The 19403-nt window shown below is 65.1% G+C and carries 10 protein-coding genes; 6 read left to right on the forward strand and 4 right to left on the reverse strand.

The window, feature by feature from the left end:
• Positions 1–155 precede the first annotated feature (155 nt).
• A complete protein-coding gene (pgm, locus tag R3355_RS14865; RefSeq protein WP_318961876.1) occupies positions 156–1808 on the forward strand; it encodes a phosphoglucomutase (alpha-D-glucose-1,6-bisphosphate-dependent) in 1653 nt (550 codons plus the stop codon).
• Positions 1809–1850: 42 nt separating this feature from the next.
• Here pgm and R3355_RS14870 read toward each other — a convergent pair whose 3' ends face one another.
• Positions 1851–3179, reverse strand: coding sequence for an ATP-binding protein (locus tag R3355_RS14870; RefSeq protein ID WP_318961877.1), 1329 nt, complete (start codon positions 3177–3179; stop codon positions 1851–1853).
• Complete coding sequence (locus R3355_RS14875; RefSeq protein WP_318961878.1) at positions 3176–3835, reverse strand: response regulator transcription factor; 660 nt, start codon at positions 3833–3835, stop codon at positions 3176–3178. Before R3355_RS14875 ends, R3355_RS14870 begins: the two co-directional genes overlap by 4 nt.
• A 138-nt stretch (positions 3836–3973) precedes the next feature.
• Between R3355_RS14875 and R3355_RS14880 the strand changes: the two genes are divergently transcribed.
• The 4 genes from R3355_RS14880 (at position 3974) to R3355_RS14895 (ending at position 8074) form a co-directional block, all read left to right on the forward strand.
• On the forward strand, positions 3974–4288 hold the full coding sequence (locus R3355_RS14880) for a PepSY domain-containing protein (protein ID WP_318961879.1): 315 nt from the start codon (positions 3974–3976) through the stop codon (positions 4286–4288).
• A 115-nt stretch (positions 4289–4403) separates the two neighbouring features.
• A complete protein-coding gene (locus tag R3355_RS14885; protein ID WP_318961902.1) occupies positions 4404–4874 on the forward strand; it encodes a DUF2271 domain-containing protein in 471 nt (156 codons plus the stop codon).
• Positions 4875–4896: 22 nt separating this feature from the next.
• Positions 4897–7122 (forward strand): PepSY domain-containing protein, encoded by a 2226-nt coding sequence (locus tag R3355_RS14890; RefSeq protein WP_318961880.1) that lies wholly within the window; start codon positions 4897–4899, stop codon positions 7120–7122.
• Positions 7112–8074: an FAD:protein FMN transferase gene (locus R3355_RS14895; RefSeq protein ID WP_318961903.1), complete on the forward strand. Its 963-nt coding sequence runs from the start codon at positions 7112–7114 to the stop codon at positions 8072–8074. Before R3355_RS14890 ends, R3355_RS14895 begins: the two co-directional genes overlap by 11 nt.
• Positions 8075–8100: 26 nt before the next feature.
• Here the strand turns inward: R3355_RS14895 and R3355_RS14900 are convergent, their stop codons facing one another.
• Positions 8101–8838, reverse strand: coding sequence for a serine protease (locus tag R3355_RS14900; RefSeq protein WP_318961881.1), 738 nt, complete (start codon positions 8836–8838; stop codon positions 8101–8103).
• Positions 8835–17465: a GH36-type glycosyl hydrolase domain-containing protein gene (locus tag R3355_RS14905; RefSeq protein WP_318961882.1), complete on the reverse strand. Its 8631-nt coding sequence runs from the start codon at positions 17463–17465 to the stop codon at positions 8835–8837. Before R3355_RS14905 ends, R3355_RS14900 begins: the two co-directional genes overlap by 4 nt.
• A 742-nt stretch (positions 17466–18207) precedes the next feature.
• On the opposite strand from R3355_RS14905, the gene R3355_RS14910 reads away from it, so the two are divergent.
• The gene (locus R3355_RS14910; RefSeq protein ID WP_318961883.1) at positions 18208–19275 is read left to right on the forward strand and encodes an ArsO family NAD(P)H-dependent flavin-containing monooxygenase; all 1068 of its coding nucleotides are present in this window, start codon (positions 18208–18210) and stop codon (positions 19273–19275) included.
• The last annotated feature ends 128 nt before the right edge of the window (positions 19276–19403 follow it).

A 19403-nucleotide genomic window follows, 5' to 3' on the forward strand; every position in this document is an offset into this window, starting at 1 on the left:
ACGGCGCAACGGATCTTGCTGGTTCATCGCTATCGGTAGCATGCGCCTAACCCACCCTACAGGGGATCGCGGTACATGGGTAAGACCACGATTAACCGACATTTCAACGTTGCCGTGACACTAGCAGCCTGTACAGATTATTCAGGGAGACAATTTTGAGTTCACGCATCCATCCATTGGCCGGCAAGCCGGCGCCTGCAAAGATGCTGGTCGATATCGAACAACTGCTGGCTGCCTACTTCGACCTGCAGCCCGATCCCGGCGTGGCCGCCCAGCGCGTGGCCTTCGGCACCTCGGGGCATCGCGGCAGTTCGTTGGCATCCAGTTTCAACCAGTGGCACGTGCTCGCCATCAGCCAGGCGATCTGCGATTACCGTGAAGCGCAGGGCATCGATGGTCCGCTGTATATCGGCGCGGACAGCCATGCCTTGTCGCAACCGGCGCTGGACACGGCGCTGGAAGTGCTGGCCGCCAATGGCGTGCAGACCATGATTTCCGCCGGCGGCGAGTTCACCCCGACCCCGGCGATCTCCCACGCCATCCTGGTGCACAACCGGGGCCGCAGCACGGGCCTGGCCGACGGCATCGTGATCACCCCGTCGCACAACCCGCCGGACAGCGGCGGCTTCAAATACAACCCGTGCAATGGTGGCCCGGCCGACAGCGACATCACCAACTGGGTGCAGAACCGCGCCAATGCCTTGCTCGAAGGCGGCCTCAAGGCGGTCAAGCGCATGCCGCTGGCCCAGGCGCGCCAGGCGGCGACTACCCATGAGCACGATTACCTGGCGGCCTATGTCGGTGACCTGGGCAGCGTGATCGATTTCGAGGTTATCCGCGCCGCCGGCCTGCGTATGGGTGTCGATCCGCTGGGCGGCGCGGGCGTGCATTACTGGTCGCGCATCGCCGAGCGGTACCGGCTCGATCTGCAGGTGGTCAGCCAGGTCATTGACCCGCAGTTCGCCTTCATGAGCCTGGACTGGGACGGCCAGATCCGCATGGACCCCTCGTCGAGCCATGCCATGCAACGGCTGATCGGCCTCAAGGATGGCTATGACATCGCCTTTGCCTGCGACACCGATTACGACCGCCACGGCATAGTCGCGCCCAGTGTCGGCTTGCTGCCGGCCAACCACTTTCTCAGCGTGGCCATCGATTACCTGTTCCAGCATCGCCCGCAGTGGAGCGCCACGGCGGCGGTGGGCAAGACCCTGGTCAGCAGCGCCATGATCGATCGGGTCAGTGCCCGTCTGGGCCGGCCCATGCTGGAGGTGCCGGTCGGCTTCAAGTGGTTTGCCGGCGGCCTGTTCGACGGTTCCCTGGGCTTCGCCGGTGAGGAAAGCGCCGGCGCCACGTTCTTGCGCCGCGACGGTAGCGTCTGGACCACCGACAAGGACGGTATGGCGCTGGCCCTGCTGGCGGCGGAAATGACTGCCAGTCGCGGTCGCGATCCCGGTGAACTGTATCGCGGCCTGACCGAGGAGTTCGGCGCGATAGTGGCCGACCGCGTCGATGCGCCGGCCACCCCCGTGCAGAAAAAAGCCCTCAGCCAACTCGCGCCGGAGCAGGTGCGCAGCACCCAGCTGGCCGGCGATACCATCACTCAGGTGCTCGACAAGGCCCCGGGCAACGGCGCGCCGATTGGCGGGATCAAGGTGATCAGCGACGGCGGCTGGTTCGCCGCGCGACCCTCGGGTACCGAGGACATCTACAAGATCTACGCCGAGAGCTACCGCGACCAGGCGCACCTGCAGCGGATTCTTGGCGAGGCGCAGCAGATCGTCGATGTGGCGCTGAGCAAGGACTGAGAGCTTGCTGGCGCGCCCGCAGATAGTGGGGCGCGCCAGCATTCAAGCAGGTAAAAACTGCACGCTGACGGCAAAGCCGTCGGGTTTACCGGGTGCCGGCGAAGCAAACAGCAGGCTGGCGCCCACCCCCTGGGCGATAGTCTTGGCAATCGCCAGACCAAGTCCCGATCCTTCGGCCTGGCTGTTGCCGCGCACGAAACGGCCACTCAGTTGCGCCAGCAGTGCCGGGGGAACCACCGGGCCTGCATTCACCACCCGTAGCAGGGCGGTGCTGGACAGACTCACCTCGATAGCCTGACTGCTTGCGCCATGTTTCATGGCGTTCTCGATCAGGTTGCGCAGCAGAATGGCGAAGGCATCCGGATCGATTGTCACGAGCACCGCCTCCATGCGCGGCAACTGCAGGTGCAGAGGCACGTCTGCCGTGCGGCGCAGGTCATCGACAACATGCACGAGCAGCGGCAGCAGATCTTGCGGCGTCTCGGACAGCAGGCCGCCGCCTTCGGCTTTGGCCAGTTGCATGAGCTTTTCCGAAAGCCGTGCCAGTTCGCGCAGTGACGTCTCGATCTGCGCCGCTCGCTCTTGCAGCGGGCCGTCGGGGGCTTCGCGGCGCAGGCGCTGGACTTGAGCCAGGGTCGACGCCAGCGGAGTGCGCAATTCATGGGCACTGTTGGCGGTAAAGCTGCGCTCGGCATCCAGTGCCCGGCGCAGTCGCTCCATCAGGTGATTGACGGCATCCGCCAGCGGATTGATCTCGGCGGGTAATTGCGCCGCTTTGATCGGGGATAGATCGCCGGCCCCGCGGGTCTCGATGGCGCGCCGATAGGCCAGCACGGTGCGCAGGCTCAGGCGCACCCATAGCCAGGTGCCGAGCAGGCTGAGCGGAATCAACAGCAGCAGTGGCAGCAGCAGTGCCAGGGATGTTTCCCAGGCCGCTTCGCGGCGATGCGCCAGCGGCTCGGCGACCTCGATGAATACGGTTTCGCGCAGCGCGCTGGCGGCATACAGGCGATGCGTGGCGCTAGTGGTAAAGCCTTCGAGCGGCTGCGCATTGAATATTGCCGGATCGGCATCATGGGACTGCAGCAGGGTATTGCCGTGGTTATCGCGCACCAGATAAGTCAGGTACTCGTTGTGCGCTTGCAGTGAGGCAATATGCTGCAGCGCGCGGGGTTCCTCACGGTTGACAATCTCGAGTACGGCCAGGGGCAGAATCCGCTGCGCGGTTTCCTCCAGGGCACTGTCGAAGGCCTCATTCAACTCATGTTGCACAACCACTCCGGCGATTGCCGTGGCGATCAGCCAGAGCACGCTAATGCCCAGGGTCAGGCCCAGGCCCAGACGTTTTTGCAGACTGGCGGCAGGTTTCATTTCGACCCCAGCCGATAGCCCATGCCACGCACGGTTTCGATCAGCTCGCGGCCCAGTTTCTTGCGCAGGCGGCTGATGTACACCTCGATGGTATTGCTCTCGATCTCGGCGCCGAACGCATACAGGCGTTCTTCAAGCTGCGATCTCGACAGCAGGGCGCCGGGACGCTGGATAAAGGCTTCGAGCAATGCCCACTCGCGCGCGGTCAGATCCACGCCAGTGCCGGCGCGCACAATGCTGCGGGCAGACAGGTCGATGCGCAGTTCACCCAGCTGCATCTGCGGGTTGGGGTTGCCACTGTAGCGGCGTGCCACTGCGGCAACCCGTGCGGACAGTTCGAACAGGTCGAAGGGTTTGACCAGGTAATCGTCGGCCCCGGCATTCAAGCCGGCAATCCGGTCGGAGATCTGATCCCGGGCCGTGAGGATGATCACCGGGGTGGCATCGCCAGCGCTGCGGCGTTGGTGCAGAAAGTCCAGGCCACGCCCGTCCGGCAGCATCAGATCGAGCAAGATCAGGTCATAGGCGGTCGTGCGTACGCTCGCTTCGGCATGCGCGAGGCGTTGCACCCAATCCACCGCATGACCGTCATCGGCAATCTGTTCGCGCACAGCTTCGCCCAGACCCACCGAGTCCTCGATCAGCAATACCCGCATGTCCACACCTCTTGTGCTCAGTTGCTGGCCTGCAGATTAACGGTTGTACCTGACGGCAACCTGAAGGGTGGCCCTTCAGGTTGCCGTCAGGAAGTCACGCTAGGGTATGCCACACATGCCCAGGCAGGAGGAAACATCATGAACGCTGCGTTTTATGTCAGTGCCGCGCTACTCGGTACGCTGGTGAGCGGCAACGTGTTGGCCAGCGACGATTGTGTGGATCCGGTAGCCGACTGGCAACCGCGCGAAGTACTGCGCCAACAGGTCGCGCAGTACGGCTGGACCGTGCAACGGATCAAGGTCGACGACGGCTGTTACGAGGTCCGTGGGGTCGATCGTTGGGGTAACAGGTTCGAGGCCAAATTCGCCCCCGCCTCGTTGTCGATTCGCACCCTGGAAATTGACTTCAGGCCCGACGGCGATGCCTCCGAATACCTGCAGAGCAGTCAGTAGACCCAGTGACCCGCCTACGAAACTTGCGTCAGCGCGTTCAGCTTGCTGTCAGCTCTCGGCGCTAGGGTACGGGCCATAACCATTGAGCCGGAGATCCACGATGAAACCCTATGCCATGAAAAAGATTGCGGCCGCCGTTTGTCTGGCTGGCGCCATTGCGCTGCCAGGCTTTGCCCAGGCACGTGAAGTGACCTTGACCACCGAGCTGAAGAGCTATCGAGGTGACGACGCCTACCTGGCGTTTTACCTCACCGATGGCAATGGCCAGTACCAGAGCACGCTCTGGGTCGCCGGCAAGAAGGCCAAGTATTACAAGCATCTGCGCGATTGGGCGCGTGGCAGCGGCTTGAACGCCAGCGAATTCGATGGTGTCACCGGTGCCAGCGTTGGCAGTGGGCAGACCCTGACAGTGACGGTTGAGCTGGCCGATGCGCTGATCGATGCCGGTTATGAAATACGCGTGGACAGTGCGGTCGAGGACAAACGCGATAACCGCGCCGAGGTAAAAGTGCCGCTTACCACTCAGGGCGCCGGCAAGCCAGCCAGCGGCAGCGGCTATATCGACTCCTTCAGCTACGACCTGTAAGGCCAACCAGAGGAGGTACGCCATGCTACGCCAGCTTCATTCACTGCCCGGTCTGCTTGCCGCTCTGCTGGTCATGGTACTGGCGCTCAGTGGTGCAGTGCTGTCGGTCAATCCGGCGCTGGAACGACTAGACGCCAGCGTGCCTGCCGCCGGTCAGATCAGCGTCGCCGAGTTGGCGGGGCGGGTGGCGCAGCACTATCCGGGAGCCGAGCAACTGCAGCGTAGCCCCTCCGGCACGCTCACCGTTTATTACAGCGAGAACGGCCAAGCCGGTGCCGCACGCATTGACCCGCGCACAGGGCAAGGTATCGGCGCCTATGCCCCGGCGGATTTCTTGCCCTGGGTGAAAGAGTTGCATCGCTCGTTGTTGCTCGATACCCCGGGGCGTGCGATCTCGGGCGTTGCCGCTTTGCTCATGCTGCTGTTGTCGGTCACCGGGGCCGCCTTGCTGGCCAAGCGTCTGGGCGGCTGGCGCCAGCTGCTGCGTCCATTGCGTGGCGGTTTCAGCCAGCGCTGGCATGCCGAAGTTGGCCGTCTGGTGGTGTTGGGCCTGCTGCTGTCCGCACTGAGCGGGATCTATATGTCGGCGGCGACCTTCGGCCTGATTGCCGATGGCATGCAGCGTGAACCCGAGTTTCCGCAAGCAGTGGACGCTGGTCCGGCTGCTTCGGTGGCAAGCCTGGCGGCGCTGCGGGCTACCGATTTGAATGACCTGCGCGAGCTGGTGTACCCCAATCCAAACGATTCCAGCGATGTCTATTCGCTGCGTACCGCCCAGGGCGATGGCTATGTCGATCAGGCCACTGGTGCGCTGCTGTCCTACCAGGCGCATGATGCCGCGCGTCGCACCTATGAGTTGATCTACCAGTTGCACACCGGGGAAGGGCTCTGGTGGCTCGGTCTGCTGCTGGGTGTATGCGCGCTGGGCGTGCCCCTGATGAGCGTCACCGGCGCGCGGCTCTGGTGGCTACGCCGCCAGGCCATGCCGCGGCTGGCCAATAACTGCGCCGCGCAATTGGCCGACACGGTGATTCTGGTTGGCAGTGAAAGCAACAGCACCTGGGGCTTTGCGAAAACCCTGCATGACGCCCTGCACCAGGCTGGCTTGCGCGTGCACACGGCGGCAATGAACCAGTTGGCGAGTGAATACCGCCATGCACAACGCCTGTTCATCCTCACGGCCACCTATGGCGATGGCGATGCGCCGGCTTCGGCCCGGCAATTTCTGGCGCGGCTGGCCAAGACCAGGGTTCGGCCTGGGGCAGGTTTCGCCGTGCTGGGCTTTGGCGATCGGCAGTTCCCGCAGTTCTGTCAGTTCGCCAAGGTGACTGAAACGGCTCTGCTTGAGCGGGGCTGGTCGCGCTTGCTGGCGCTCGAGACCATCGATCGCCAATCCACTCAGGAGTTTGCCCGCTGGGGCCATGCCGTCGGCCAGTTGCTCGGCCAGGAGCTGGCTCTGGTACACACGGCCACACGTCCGCGTTGCCAGTCCTGGCAACTGGTGGAACGGGTCGAGTATGGCGAGCAGGTGCAAGCGCCTACCAGTGTGTTGCGCTTCAAGGCGGCTGCGCCGGCGGGTGATGTCGGCTGGCTGAAGCGCATGCTCGGGGCTAATCGCCTGAGCCATTTCGAGGCCGGCGATCTGCTTGGCATAGTGCCGCCGGGCAGTCCGGTACCGCGTTTCTATTCGCTGGCCAGTGGTTCGCGTGACGGGGTGCTGGAAATCTGTGTGCGCAAGCACCCCAATGGCCTGTGTTCCGGGTTTCTGCATGACATGCCGCTCGGCGCCAGGATGGACGCCTTTATCCAGCCCAACCCGGATTTCCGTCCGGCGTCGGGTAAAGCCCCGGTGATCCTGATTGGCGCCGGCACGGGGATCGGGCCCCTGGCCGGCTTTATCCGCAACAACCGCGCCAGGCATCCGATGCACCTGTACTGGGGCGGGCGCAATCCGGCTTCCGATTTTCTCTATGAGCCAGAACTCAACGACTACCTGGCGGATCGTCGGCTGACCCGGTTGAATGCGGCATTTTCGCGGGTCGATGACTGCAGTTATGTGCAGGACCGGATCCTTGGCGATGCCTTGCAGCTGCGCCGGCTGATTGAAAAAGGCGCCCAGATCCTGGTCTGTGGCAGCCGCGAGATGGCGAAGAGCGTGATGCAGGCACTGGATCAGGTGTTGCTACCGCTCAACCTCAATGTGCTGACGCTCAAAGCGCAGGGACGTTACCGTGAAGATGTCTACTGAAACCCCGCACAGCACGGCTGCCGCGTTGCAGCGTTACAGCCTCAACGGCGCGACCATGGGCACGCGTTACAGCGCCGTATTCTTCGCCGCGCCGGGGCTGGACGAGCCCGCCATCGCTGCCAGCCTGTTCGCCGCCGTGGATCGGGTGGATCGGCAGATGTCGACCTGGAAAGCCGATTCGGATCTGAGCCGGCTTAACGCCACGCCCGAGCAGCAATGGCTGGACATCCCGAAAGAACTGCTCGGCGTGCTGGCGACGGCGTTGCGCATCGGCCGTCAGTCCAATGGTGCGTTCGATATCGGCGTAGGCGACCTGGTCAATAGCTGGGGCTTTGGCCCCGGCAGGCAAGTGCCGACCGATTTACCGGCACAGCGGCGCCGGCGGCCGGTGACAGAGCTGCTGGATATCGATCAAGTACACAACCGGGTGCGTAAGCGCGCCACCGTCACGCTGGACCTGTCAGGCATCGCCAAAGGCTTTGGCGTCGACCAACTGGCCCGCTGTCTCGAGGGCTGGGGAATCAGCCGTTATCTGGTCGGGATCGATGGCGAAATGCGCGCCTGCGGCCTGAAAGCCGATGGGCAACCCTGGGCGATTGCGGTCGAGAGGCCGGTACGAGGTGTGCGCGAGGTCATGGGCGTGATGGAACTCAGCGATGTCGCCATCGCCACCTCGGGTGATTATCGTCACTGGGTCGAGATTGCCGATCAGCACTATGCCCACAGCATGCATCCCGCGTTGGGCGCGCCTGCCTGCAACAAACTCGCGGCGGTAACGGTGCTGGCATCCAGCTGCATGCTCGCCGATGCCTGGGCGACGGCATTGCTGGTGCTGGGTGAAGTGGCCGGGCCGGAACTGGCTCAGGCGCGCGGCATGGATGCGCTGTTCGTCGTCCGCGATGGCCAGGGCTTTCGCCAGCTATCCATTGTCGACGGACAGCTGCAGGCGTAACCCCGGCGGCGATAGCCGGTCGGCCCTCAGTTCTCGGTCAGGGTCAGCAGGATGTCGGCGTACCAGGTGCAGTTGAGCCCGAGTGCTTCGTCCAGTTGCAGGTCGCGGGTGCCCACATCGAGACGTGCCGAGTGCACGCCCAGGAGCATCCATGGCAGGTCGCCGAGGCCATTCTCCGGGGTGTCGGCGACGCGCGTCACCACGGGCGCGCCGCTGATGCCGCGGTGAGTCCGCGCATCGCTGAGGAAGTAGCCTTTGCTCTGAAAGCGCAAGCCGAAGGACGAGGCGATCACCGCCTGGCGCACCACCGGCATGTGGTGCAGGGTGTCGTGGAACCCGAGGGGGAAACCGACCACCAGCAGGGAGGTGCCGACCTCGACCTCGGCGGTCGGGCCATACAGGTGCTCGGGGGTGAAGGCGCGATAGAGCGCGTTCGGGGGCAAGGCGGCGCGGTCGAGTTCGATCACCGCTACATCGATTTCGCCGGTGGTGTCGAGGCCCTGGCGCCACAGGCTTTCGCCGTCGCGGTAGAGCGGGATCGAAATGCCGATGGACTGGGCGAGATTGTCCGGGTCGGTATGCAGTTCGATCTCGATGCGATCCGGGAAGTGCTGATTCTGCGCATCGATCATCACGTGCCGGCTGGTGACCAGGAACAGGCGCTCGTCACGGGCGAAGAAGAAGCTGCTGGCATTGGTCAGCTGCTGCTGCTCGTTGAAGGTACAGAGGCGGGCTGCGGTGAGTAGCAAAGGTTCGATCATCATGTTGTCCTCGGATTATCCAGGCTGGCCCGGGGCCGCAGCGCCGTGTCCGGAGGGCTCTGGCTGCTGCGGGTAATACTGCCCAGGGTGATCAGCAAACTGTGGCTCTGCCCGTCCAGGGGCACGCGTACGCCACCCTCGGCATGGCTGACGGGCACACCGTCGAGCTGTGCCTGGGCGATGCCGCGACAACGGCGCGCGGGGTTGTCCACCTCGATCCGGTACTGGCTGGAGCCCAGGGTGACGGTGGCTGAAAATGCCGGCCAGGCCGCACTGATGCAGGGGGCGACGATCAACCAGGCGCCTTCGCGGCGAATGCCGAGAATACCCTCGATCCCGGCGCGGTACATCCAGCCGGCAGCGCCGGTGTACCAGGTCCAGCCGCCCCGGCCAGTATGCGGGGCGACCCCATAGACATCGGCCGCCACCACATAGGGCTCGACCTTGTAGCGTTGGCTCTCTTCGGCGGTGCGCGCATGGTTGATCGGGTTGAGCAGGGCGAACAGCTCGCAGGCCTGGTCACCGGCGCCCAGCTTGGCGTGGGCGAGGATGACCCACATCGCGGCATGGCTGTACTGCCCGCCATTCTCCCGCAGACCGGGTGGATAGCCCTTGATATAGCCGGGCTCGAGCGGCGTCTTGTCGAAGGGCGGGGTGAACAGCAGGGCGATCCCCTCATCCTGGCGGATCAGTTGCTGTTGCAGTGATTGCATGGCCATGGCGGCGCGCACGGGGTCGGCAGCGCCGGACAACACCGCCCAGGATTGGGCAATCGAGTCGATGCGGCATTCGGCGCTGGTTTTCGAGCCGAGCCAGGTGCCGTCGTCGAAGGTTGCCCGGCGATACCACTGGCCATCCCAGGCCTCGCGCTCCAGTGCCGCGCGCAGCGCCAGGGCATGCTCGCGCCAGTGTTCTGCACGCTCGGCGTCGCCGATGGTTGGCCGCGCCAGGGCCAAGGGGACGAACAGCTCGAGGGTGCGCAGCAGCAACCAGCCGAGCCACACGCTTTCGCCCTGGCCGCCCTCGCCGACGCGGTTCATGCCGTCGTTCCAGTCGCCGCCGCCGATCAGTGGCAGGCCGAGCTTGCCGGTCAGTTGCAGGCACTGCTCGAGGCCACGGGCGCAGTGTTCGAACAGCGAAGCCTCTTCAGCCGCGACCATCGGCTGGAAGAAGGCATCGTGCTCGTCGGGTTTCAACAGCGGCCCGTCGAGGAACGTCACCTGCTCGTCGAGAATCGCCGGGTCGTCGGCCACCGCGATATAGCTTGCGGTGGCGAAGGCCAGCCAGACGCGGTCATCCGAGATGCGCGTGCGCACCCCCTGGCCGGAATGCGGCAGCCACCAATGCTGCACGTCGCCCTCGACGAATTGCCGGCTGGCGGCGCGCAGGATATGGCTGCGGGTGGCCTCGGGCTGGGAAAAGGTCAGGGCCATGCCGTCCTGCAGCTGATCGCGGAAGCCGTAGGCACCGCTGGCCTGATAGAACGCCGAGCGCGCCCAGATGCGGCAGGCGAGGGTCTGATAGAGCAGCCAGCCGTTGAGCATGATGTCCATGGCGCGGTCGGGGGTCTGCACCTGTACCGCGCCGAGTGTGTTCTGCCAGTGGTCGGTAACTTCCTTGAGTACTGCGTCGAGATCGGCTGCCCGGTAACGTTCGGCCAGGGCTGTGGCGGCTTCGCTGGAGGCGCACTGGCCGATGAATGCGACCACTTCCACACTCTCGCCCGGCGCCAGTTCGATGCTGCACTGCAGCGCGGCGCAGGGATCGAAGCCGGCGCCAGTGGTGCCGGACAGGGGGCTAGCGCTGCGTAGCGCGGCGGGTGCCGCAGCGCTGCCATTGCGCCCGAGAAACTCGCAGCGATCGCCCGTCCATGAGGATTGCCGCCCGCCGAGGTCGGCAAAGGCGACGCGTCCGGCAAAGGCGTTGCTCCAGGGATTGCGCGCCAGCAGCACACGGCTGCCGGCATCGACCTGGGTGGTGATAAACGGCGCCGAGGCACCCCGGGCGGTGCCCAGTACCCATTCGCTGTAGGCGGTAACCGAAAGCCGGCGCGCTTGGCCTGAGAGGTTGCGCAGGGTCAGTCGGGAAATTTTGATCGGGTCGGCCAGCGCCACGTACTGCAGCAATTCCAGGGCGATGCCGTCCACCTGATGCTCGAAGCGACTGTAGCCATGGCCGTGGCGGGCGATGTACAGGCCGTCATCGCGGATCGGCTGTGCCGTGGCGCTGTACAGGGCCAGGCTGTCTTCGTCACGCACATAGAAGGCTTCGCCGCAGGGATCGGTGACCGGGTCGTTGGACCAGGGCGTGAGCTGGTTCTCCCGGCTGTTTTCGGCCCAGGTGTAGCCGCTGCCTTGCGCCGAGGCCTGGAAGCCGAAGCCCGGGTTGGCGATCACGTTGATCCAGGGCGCCGGCGTGTTGCGGCCGGCCTGCAGCAGGGTCACATATTCGCGGCCGTTGTCGGCGAATCCGCCCAGGCCGTTGAAAAACTCCAGACCCGCAGACAGTTCGACGCTGGCGGCCTGGCCGCTGAGCACCTGCACTGGCGCAGGCGCCGCCGGCAGCTGGCCGGGCACCGATAGTGGCAGGGCAGGGGCGGCGCTGAGGTGGTTGACCAGTTGATTGGCAATCGGGCCGCGGCGGGCGATCAGCGCGACCCGTGCAACCGAACGCAACAAGGCGCGAGCTTCGACACTCATCAGGTCGGCGCGCAGCACATAGACCGACCCCTGTGCCAGTTCGGCGCCGAAACGCTGACGCGACTGGCTGCGGCGCACCGCGGTCTCGATGGCAATTTGCAGGTCTTGCAGGTACGAGGAGGCGTGCTCGTTGAGGATCACCAGATCGACGCCGAGACGCTTCATTCGCCAGTATTCGTGGGCGCGCAGCAATTGGCGCACCTGGGCGATCTCCTGGACGTCGTCGATGCGCAGCAGAACGATCGGCAGGTCGCCGGAGATCCCGTGGGGCCAGAGCCCGGCCTGCGCCCCGGCGCCACGCAGGATCGCCTTCGACGGCGCGCGGAAGCGTGGATCGGCGTACAGAATGGGCGCGGCCAGCCGCTGGAAGTCGGCCGCTTCCTCCGCCTGGATATCGAGGTGGCGCAGTTGCACCTGGGCCTGGGTCCAGGCCAGGGTCTTGGCGCGCTCGAACGCACTGCGGTCATGGTGTTTGTCGATCAGGTCGAGCAGCTCGGCCCGCGAGGCGGCGACCAGGGTCCAGAAGGCGACCCGTGCGGCCTTGCCCGGGGCAATACTGACCCGGTACTTGAGCGCAAAGATCGGGTCGAGCACGGTGCCAACCGTGTTCGAAAGTGCCTGGCCATCGACGATCACTGCGGCTGCGGCGATGCTCGGGCGCTGACCGATAAAGCGTGCGCGGTCGGACTCGTGCTGTGGATCGGCGACTATCTCGCCTTCGACCACGGCAAAGTGGGCGGCCCATACCTGTGCCTCAGCCTCAGCGCGTGGGCGGCGGGTGGCGAGCAGGGCGCCGAACTCGGCGAGATATTCGGTGACCACGAACAGCTTGGCGAACGCCGGGTGCGCGTTGTCGCTGGCGGGCGAGGTCAATACCACTTCGGCATAGGAGGTCAGCTCGATCTCACGCGCCAGGCGGCCGCTGTTGGTCAGGGAGACGCGGCGTACTTCGCCGTCATCCTCGCCGGACACCAGCACCTCCATGGAGGTGGTCAAGCGGCCATCGTGGCGGATGAATTCGGCGTGATCCTCGGCGAACAACACTTCGTGGGAGTCCGCCGTGCTGCCGATCGGCTGACCGCCGGCGGACCAGACCCTACCGTCCTGGGTGTCGCGCAGGAAGATCAACGAGCCGCAGTCGTCACGGGTCGCGTCTTCGCGCCAACGGGTGATGGCGATGTCGCGCCACCGGCTGTAACCGGTGCCCGCGGCGGTCAACATCACGGCATAGCGGCCATTGGTCAGCAGGTGAGTGATCGGCGGTGCAGCGGCGGCCGAGCCGGTCAGGCGGCGCATGGTCTGCGCGTCGCTGCCGACCTCCGGCGCGCGAATCTTCACTTCCTCGGCGCGTGGGTGGGCAATCGCCACGTCGCGCGGTATGCGCTCCTGCAGTAGCAGTTCACAGGCCTGGATCATTGGCTCGCGATGGAAGCGTTCGCGCATCTGCCCATCCTGCAAGGTGTTGGCGATGGCTACTATGGTCATGCCCTGATGGTGGGCCATGAAGTTGCGCACGATGGCCACGCGCTGGCCATTGGGCAGGCGAGTGGGCGTGAAGTCGAGGGCCTCATAGAAGCCGTAACGGCCAAGCGCGCCCATGTCGCTCAGGCGCTGGTAGTTCTGTTGCGCGCCTTGCGGGTCGATCATGGTCGCCAATCCCGTGGCATAGGGCGCAATCACCACGTTTTCGGCGAGGCCGCGCTTGAGCCCGAGGCCGGGCACGCCGAAGTTCGAATACTGGTAGGTGAACTCCATGTCGCGGGCGTTATAGGCGGATTCGGAAATCCCCCAGGGGATGTTCTGTGCCTGCCCATAGTCCTGTTGGCGCTGCACCACCAGGCGGTTGGTCTGCTCGAGCAGGCTGCCGGTCGGCGCGCGCATGATCAGCGACGGCATCAGGTATTCGAACATCGAACCGGACCAGGAAATCAGTGCCGAACCGTTGCCCAGCGGGGTCGAAGTGCGGCCGAGGCGGAACCAGTGGCGGGTGCTCACATCGCCCTTGGCGATGGCGAACAGGCTGGCGAGACGGGCTTCCGAGGCCAGCAGGTCATAGCAGCTCGGGTCGAGGCGGTTGTCGACCAGGCCGTAGCCGATCGACAGCAGTTTGCGCTCGGGGTCGAGCAGGAAGGCGAAGTCCATCGCCAGCGCCATCTCCCGCGCGGTGCCGGCCAGCGCCTGCAGGCGCAACCTGAGACTGGCGACTGCGGCGTCGGCCTGCTGCCGGTCACGCGCATGTTCGGCCAGGCTCAGGCCCAGCGCCTCGAGCCAGAACAGCAGATCGGTCAAGCCGTCTTCGCCGATGCTGGGAGCGATCTCCTGAGCCAGTTTGACGGCCTTTTCCGTCAGGCGTTTAAGCGGGGCGGAGACTGTCTCGAGCGCTTGCGCGCCCTGCAACTGGGCGGCGATATCGTCGAGCAGGGCGGCGAGTTGCTGGCCGCGCTCGCTGGTGGAGGGCAGAGCGTCGATGGCGCTGTGGGCCAAGTGCAGGTTGTCCTGCATGCCTTGGCGGGCCTGTGGGGCGAGCGGCATGGCGAACCACTCTTCGCAGGCATTGGCGAGCACGATCAGGTGACCGGCGAGATTGCCGCTGTCGACCGATGACACATAGGCCGGTTCGAGTGCGCGCAGGTCCTGGGTGTCGTACCAGTTGAAGAAGTGGCCCTTGTGGCGCTGCAGGCTGAGCATGCAGGCGAGGGTGGTTTCCAGGCGTTCGACGGTTTGCAGGGTGCCGGCCCAGCCAAAGTCGCGGGCGGCAATGGTCGAGAGCAGGTAGAGGCCCATGTTGGTCGGGGAGGTGCGGTGAGCCACCACCGGCTGCGGGTCTTCCTGGAAATTGTCCGGTGGCAACATGTTGTCCGCAGGGGTCACGAAGGTCTCGAAAAAGCGCCAGGTACGCCGTGCGGTGAGGCGCAAGTCGCGCGCGTCCGACTCGCTCAGGGCGAGACTGCGGGCGACCCGTGGCGAGCGGCTGGCGCGCAGGGCAAGGGCCGGTGCGCCCAGCCAGAGCAGGGCGAAAGGCAGCACCACGGGCCAGGAGGCGGGAGCGAAGGCCACCGCGCCGGCCGTGACCAGCAGGCCAAGGAGGGTCGAGCCGGCCATGCCGCGATAGAAACCCTGCAGATTCAGGCGCGGGCTGATGGCCGATTGTGCCGCGGTGGTCCATTGCAGCAGGTTGCTGCGGGTGATTGCCAGCCGCGCCAGGGTTCTGCCGATGGCATCGAGCATGCGCCAGGCGTTATCGGGCAGGAAGGCCAGCGACAGCAGGGTCTGCGCCGTGGCAAGTTTCAGGTCGGCGAGCAGCCGGCGCAGATGGTTGGGCAGGCGCACGCCGCTGTGTTGTGGCAGCAAGGCGAAGAAGATGGGCAGGAAGGCCGGGATTGCCATGCCCGCGACAATCAGCAGGGTCGCGCTCAAGGCCGCCGGCATTGGCAGCAGCCAGCAGGCCGCCAAGGCGAGCAAGGTCAGCGGGGCCAGCAGCGAGCGGCGCAGGTTGTCGAGCATCTTGAAGCGGCCGACCGAGGGAACCGCCACCTGTCCGCTGCGCGGCCCGAAGATCCAGGGCAGCAGTTGCCAGTCGCCACGGGTCCAGCGGTGCTGGCGTTTGCTGGCCACATCGTAGCGCGAGGGAAATTCTTCGACGACTTCGACATCCGAGGCGAGGCCGGCCCGGGCGAAAATGCCCTCGAACAAGTCATGGCTGAGCATCGAGTTTTCCGGCACCCGGCTGGCCAGGGCGGCCTCGAAGGCATCGATGTCATAGATGCCCTTGCCGGTGTAGGAGCCTTCGCCGAACAGGTCCTGGTAGACGTCGGAAACCGCCGCCGCGTAAGGATCCATGCCGCCAGGGCTGGAGAACACCCGTTGATAGAACGAGCCTTCACGACCGACCGGCAAGGAGGGCGTGACCCGTGGTTGCAGAATTGCATAGCCGCTGGTGACGCGTTGCAAGCTGTCGCTGAAGCGTGGCCGATTCAGCGGGTGACCCATCTTGCCGATCAAGCGCATTGCCGCATCGCGTGGCAGCCGCGTATCGGCATCCAGGGTAATGACGTAACGCACGTCCTCAGGCACCTGCTGGGTGCAGCCAGGCAGGGGCATGTAGTTGGTGTCGCTGGCACCGCGCAGCAGCCGATTAAGCTCATGCAGCTTGCCGCGCTTGCGTTCCCAGCCCATCCATTTGTTTTCGCTGGCATTGAACAGCCGGCGGCGGTGCAGCAGCAGGAAGCGGCTGCCACCCGGGGCCGGCCCATAACGTTGATTGAGCAGGGCAATGGCCGCGACCGCCACGGCCAGCAGCGGGGCATCGGCCTCGACCACTTGCTGATCGGCATCCAGCCCGTCGGTGAGCAGGGCGAAGGTCAGATCGCCGCCGGCACCGGCAAGGTGATGGACTTCCAGGCGCTCGATTTGCTCCAGCAGATCGGCCTCGCTGGTCAGCAGGGTCGGCACCGCAACCAGGGTGCGCAGCGCTTGCGGCACCCCGTTGGTGAGTTCCAGGCCGGGCAGGGTCATGGCGCCGAAGCTCCAGGTGACCGTGCGGTTGACCAGCGCCGTCGCCACTTCGGTGGCAGGGAGAAACCCGAGCACGGCCAACAGCAGCAGCCAGCCGCTGGTCACGCCGGGCACCGACAGCGTCCACAAGGCCAGCGCGAGCAAGGCCGTGGCCAGCAGCAGAATGCTGCCGACATAGCCGCCCATACCCATGCGGATCTTGAAACGGCTGAAGCGCAGGCGTACCGGCGGCTTGAAGCCGATGGCCTGTTCCAGCGCCTGACGCCCTTCGGCGATCAGGTGGTAGCCCGGGTCGCCGACTCGCTCGGCCTGTTCCCCTTGCCTGCTTTGCTCGGCATGCTGAGCCGCCTCCAGGGCCAGACCGGCCACTTCTAGTTCCGTGGCCGAGGAGCCGCGTGCCAGCTGTTCGATCGCGCTGCGGTACAGGTTGCGGGTCGGGAAATCCATGCTGGCAAAGGTGCTGCCTGCGCACAGACGCTTATCGACCAGGCTGACGCTCTCGAACAGCTCGGCCCAGTCGATATCGGAAATCAGTCGCATGCTGGTGATGACGTTACGCACGCTGAGGTTGGACGCGCCCTGGCGCTGTTGCGAGCGCTGTACCACGTCATCGATCGAGGCACCTTGCAGGCTGAGCTGTTCTTCCAGCCAGTCCAGCGCCGGGGTGGTCCTGGGGTCCTGGTCCCGCAGGCATTTGGCCAGTTCTGCGGCGAAGGGCTCGGACATCGGCCCGGCATTGCGCGTGGCGACCTCCGCATCCAGGGCGCTACGTGCGGAACCTGCTGCCAGCAGGCGGTTGGCCAAGGCATCGGCCTCGGCGCGCGCGGCACGGCCGGCGCTGATCTGGTCGGCCAGGCGGCGCAGGTTTTCGATCAGCACGATGCGCAAGGTGATGGCCACTGCCCATAGTTCGCCAATGCTCAGTGGCTGAACCCGCTGATAGGCGCTGATGAAGCGGCGCAGCGTGTCGGGGTCGAAGTGGCTGTCGGTATGGGCGACGAAGGCCCAGGCCAGGCCGAACACTCGTGGGTAGCCGGCGAGGGGGCCGTGGCCCAGCTTCGGTAGCTGGCGATAGAAGCCCGGCGGCAAATCATCGCGAATCTCGCGGATCTGTGCTTCGACCAGGTGGTAATTGTCCAGCAGCCATTCTGCGGCTGGCACTACGCTGCGATTTTGCTCCAGCTCCGCGGCGCTGGCCCTGTAGGCGGCGAGCAATACCTTGGCATTGTCATCGAGCCGGGCATGCAGCGACAGCACTGCCGGCGGTTGCTCGGTTACCGACTGAACCGCCGCAAGGCTGTGAGCGTGTTGCTCCAGGCGCTCGACGCCGAATAGCTCCCGGCGTACCGGCGCGGAGTCAGTCCAGGGGGGCGAGAGGGGACGGCGGCCGAGCATGGAGCGAAAAAACGAGTTCATGAATGCCTTCCTGGCCAGCATTGAAAATGCAATAGGACTCGATCCGGCTGAGCCTATCAAAGGGCGCTGCGGCATGCTTTCGGAGGAACTTCAGAGGCCGCTTGCGGCTTCTGCCACTTCACCGTACTGGCCTTGTGCTCCTGCAGAACCCGCCACGCGGGTCTGTAAGCCGTTGCCCAGTCAGTTGCGTCGATGAGGTGCGGGGCCCGTCTAGTGTGGGCCTCTCATCAGGAAGGCTGCTGTCGCAGCATGGACTCGAAGATACAGCAAAGGCATGACTGTTGTCTGACCGCGAATCGGCTCGGTCTGTTCAGCGGTTGCAAGGATAATTGCATACCCGCTACGAGCATCTTTTGCAGGCATGTCGGCTCCGATAGGGTGTTCTGCACTTTGCCGCCTATGGCTACGGGGCGTTTGGCCCGCATGGCTGTGGGGGAGGCAGCAGGCCCGTCAGCTCCCCTCGGGTGGGGCGCCAGCGTTCAAGTATCGGCTACAGACAGTCGGGTCGGGTCGCGCAGGTTCGCGGCGCAGACTGCGCGCTGGCAACGGCACGCTTGCGGAACCGGCGCGTAACCCAGCGTCCGCGCACGAATTGTGATTGCCGGGTTACGCCGCCGCAAAGCTGCAGCATTCAGCAGAATGTTTCACCGGCGGCTAACCCAGCCGGGACTGCCCTGGATCATCATCGCTGGCGGCGGTTGGGTATATTCTGCGGCACTGAATACAACAAGGTTCTATCACCATGCTCGATCGGCAGACTCAGGCAGTCGATGTCGTCATCATCGGCGGTGGTCAGGCGGCATTGGCCGTTGCCTATTTCCTGCGGCGCAGCGAGCTGTCCTTTGTCATCCTCGATGGCGAACCAGCCCCCGGTGGTGCCTGGCGCCATGCCTGGAATTCGCTGCGGCTGTTTTCGCCGGCGACCTGGAGCTCGATCCCCGGCTGGATGATGCCGGCGATGGCACAGGGCTATCCGACCCGCGAGCATGTGATCGATTACCTCAGCCAGTACGAACAGCGCTATCAGTTTCCGCTGCAGCGCCCGGTCTGGGTCGATGCCGTGCAGCGCACGGACGCCGGGCTGCGTGTGCAGGCCGGCGAGCGCCACTGGGATGCCAGGGCGGTGGTCAGTGCCACGGGCACCTGGCGTAACCCGTTCATCCCGGTGTATCCGGGGGCCGAGTTGTTTACCGGCGAGCAACTGCACTCCGCCGACTATGTCGAGCCGCAGGCTTTTGCCGGCAAGAAGGTGCTGGTGGTCGGCGGCGGTAATTCCGGGGCACAGATTCTCGCGGAAGTGTCCACGGTCGCCGACGCCACCTGGGTGACGCCGAGCGAGCCGCTGTTTCTGCCCGATGAAGTCGATGGCCGGGTGCTGTTCGAACGCGCCACCGAGCGCTGGAAAGCCCTGCAGGAAGGGCGGACTATCGAGCAGCCGGTCGGTGGCCTGGGTGATGTGGTGATGGTGCCGCCGGTGGTCGAAGCACGCGAGCGCGGTGTGCTCAAGGCGGTGCGGCCATTTACCCGTTTCACGTCTGCCGGCGTGGTATGGGCCGATGGCACGCAGGCGCAGGTGGATGTGGTGATCTGGTGCACCGGTTTTCGTCCGGCGCTGGCTCATCTGGCCACGCTGCAGGTGCTGAATGAGCAAGGTACGGTGGATGTCGAGGGCACCCGTTCACTCGAGGAACCTCGGCTCTGGCTGGTCGGTTATGGCGAATGGACCGGTGCGGCCTCGGCCACCTTGATCGGCGTCACGCGTACCGCGCGCTCTACCGCCGCAGAAATTGTCGAGGCCTTGCAGCCATGAGCATGCGTGCTGTTGATCCTGTAGCTACGGCAAACCCATGGACGTGAATCGAACGAAGCTATCCCGGGAAGAACCGAGCGCCTGCCTGATGCTGTCTGCTGTCGCGAGTGGCTTCAGTGGCGCTGCCC

The organism is Pseudomonas sp. (assembly GCF_033723075.1).
In the GTDB taxonomy this organism is placed as follows: domain Bacteria; phylum Pseudomonadota; class Gammaproteobacteria; order Pseudomonadales; family Pseudomonadaceae; genus Aquipseudomonas.